4 protein-coding genes are annotated in these 2158 nt (G+C 62.2%); 3 read left to right on the forward strand and 1 reads right to left on the reverse strand.

The genetic code is table 11. The annotated features are described in order from the left end of the window. The 3 genes from BO39_RS34180 to BO39_RS33485 all read left to right on the forward strand — a co-directional run. Positions 1–220, forward strand: a 220-nt coding sequence (locus BO39_RS34180) for a hypothetical protein (protein ID WP_043840408.1), incomplete at its 5' end; no start/stop codon positions are given. A gap of 228 nt (positions 221–448) precedes the next feature. Then, positions 449–907 (forward strand): hypothetical protein, encoded by a 459-nt coding sequence (locus BO39_RS33480; protein ID WP_156964166.1) that lies wholly within the window; start codon positions 449–451, stop codon positions 905–907. Beyond that, positions 904–1224 (forward strand): hypothetical protein, encoded by a 321-nt coding sequence (locus BO39_RS33485; protein ID WP_156964167.1) that lies wholly within the window; start codon positions 904–906, stop codon positions 1222–1224. Before BO39_RS33480 ends, BO39_RS33485 begins: the two co-directional genes overlap by 4 nt. A gap of 674 nt (positions 1225–1898) precedes the next feature. Here BO39_RS33485 and BO39_RS34185 read toward each other — a convergent pair. Beyond that, positions 1899–2158 (reverse strand): SET domain-containing protein (locus BO39_RS34185; protein ID WP_211257618.1); only part of this gene is annotated, 260 nt, incomplete at its 5' end.

Here is a 2158-nt window from a genome sequence, read left to right on the forward strand (position 1 = left end):
GAACCACTCCTTCAACCGCGTCATCTGGAACCTGCTCATGTTCCAGGCCTGGCACGCATCGCTCGACCACGCGCGGCCGGAGCCCTTCAGCGGGCCTGTCACTACGGACGGGCATGGATCCTACCTGCAGGCGATCCGCTCGCCCCTTTGTCGGTCGGGCTGTGCATCGGACCAGCACCAACAGGAACGTATGGACGGGGACAAGGTCATCGGAGGGTGAAAGGCCGCACACGATACAGGTGCGGATTCAGGAGTTTAAGCTCAGCGGAACGCTTCTGTCGGAGCTACGACGAACTTCGCTGCTCCTCTATCGCTGTACTCGCGCGGCAGCCTGTATGATGCCCCATGCATCGCGACGGAGACTTGTCGTGGCTCATGGCTGCCGCAGCATGGTAAAGGGTGCAGAACGGTAATTGATGGGTCTATTGATGCGAATGGGCCCGGCGTCATGGCGATTTTACCCAACGATGCCTTACCCAGGATGTCGATGGATAGCGCACCGAAGCCTAATCATTGCGAGTTCAATCTTGCAGTTTCTCGCCCGACGGTCGCGGCCTATCGCCATGCCGTGGGCCGAGGTGAGACGCAGGCAGCGTGCTTCGCCGCTGCGAAGGCTGCCTGTGTTGCGGCCGGTGGACATCCTGGCACACTCGGTGACGCGGTGATGCGCATGATCGTTGCCGCATCCATCAAGGACAGCCGGTGGTTCTACGCACCTGTCGGCCGAAGGCTGCACCCTGAGGAGCGGCACTCGCGCACTGGTCTGCTGGCAACCACCGCTGGACTGCAAAAAGCGGCAGCCGATCCTGCAAATGCCATGAGCGCTGCGAGCCGCGATCAGTCGTCTGCTATAGGTGAGGATGTCGCGCCCAGTCTCCTTTCTGCAAAGCAAGGCGAAGTTTCATGACCGATCCCGACAACGCTTCGCTCGAAAATATGCCGCCACAGGATGCAAACCTTTGGGCCGCAATCATCACTGGGGGGAGAGCCGCTTTCGGGCAGCTTACAGCAGAAGGCTCCGAAACGCTGCCCCTAGTTGCTGTGGAGGAGCTTGCGATGCAGGCTGCCACGGACGCGGTTGCTCCTTTCGTCTGCCAAGTCTTCCAGAATAAGGCAGTGCAGTTCGCTGTCACCCGGGCAGTAGCGCGCGAGTGCGTCTGCGTGGCCCGTCATCTATGGGCCGAGCAGCGGTATGGAGCTCCGCCTGAGAATACGCGCCAGTGAGGCAAGCGCGGCAAAGACCTCCAGCTCAGTAGTCCTGCGGCTCAACTGTAGGATTATGGATGACATGAGGGCGTCGCAGGCTCGGCACAATCTCGGGCGCCTCTCTAAACCGGATGTGTCTGGTCCCAAGATTTGATGGTGCAGTCTTCTCCCCTGAGTGGAAGGACGCACTACGCAGCGCTGTCCCCTAGTTGCACGTGGGAGGATTGCCGCATCAATGCGTCGCACGCGGCCCTCTCTCCTCCTCCTCGGTAGTTGCCAGACCGACAGGGCCTGTGCCGCATCTTCAGGCCCCACCGACGACGCCAATAGTTGACTAGGTGCTCGCTTGTAGCCTCGAAACCGAAGCGCTCGTACCAGCGGCGGAGTCGTCGCACCCCATTCGCCCGCACCGTCTCCAGGGGTTGGCATAGAGCAGCAGGTCCACACCCGCGCGGTCAGCCAACTCGGCTAGTACCCAGATCCTTACGCTACCCTCGCCCTAGCCGGGCCGCAGCGCGCCACCCGAACTAGTTCCACGGCCTCCTCCGGCGGGGCGGGCAGTGGCTGGAACCAGACCTCGAGGCCGCCGAAGATGCGCCGTGTCTTGCCGGAGCCAGCGTGGCCGTTGCAATAGGGTCACGCAAGGGCTTGGAAGCACGCTACGGGGGAGAACGGCACCTAAGCAGGGGCGGTCACAGCGGACCGGCAAGCTTGACTGGCCAAGCATTGAACGGGTCGCGGCAGAAGCTACGGTAGTCCGAGGTAATCTCCGTCCTAGGGGTAAGGTCGAAGAGCGCGATCGTGGTCTCTGGCTCGTCCCGCGTGTTCGGCGCGTCGGCATGGTTGATGAAGCGCTCGGGTAGCGTCCACGGAGGTGGTGGAAAATCCGGCTTGGTCCGGGGTGTAGGGCTTGGGTGGCCATCGGACCTGACGGCTAGGGTGGAGTTGCGAG

The organism is Roseomonas aerilata DSM 19363 (genome assembly GCF_000711725.1).
GTDB lineage: Bacteria > Pseudomonadota > Alphaproteobacteria > Acetobacterales > Acetobacteraceae > Roseomonas > Roseomonas aerilata.

Excerpts from the sequence above, each read along its gene's own strand:
- BO39_RS33480 (WP_156964166.1), top strand. The coding sequence starts at position 449 with ATGGCGATTTTACCCAACGATGCCTTACCCAGGATGTCGATGGATAGC.
- BO39_RS33485 (WP_156964167.1), top strand. The coding sequence starts at position 904 with ATGACCGATCCCGACAACGCTTCGCTCGAAAATATGCCGCCACAGGAT.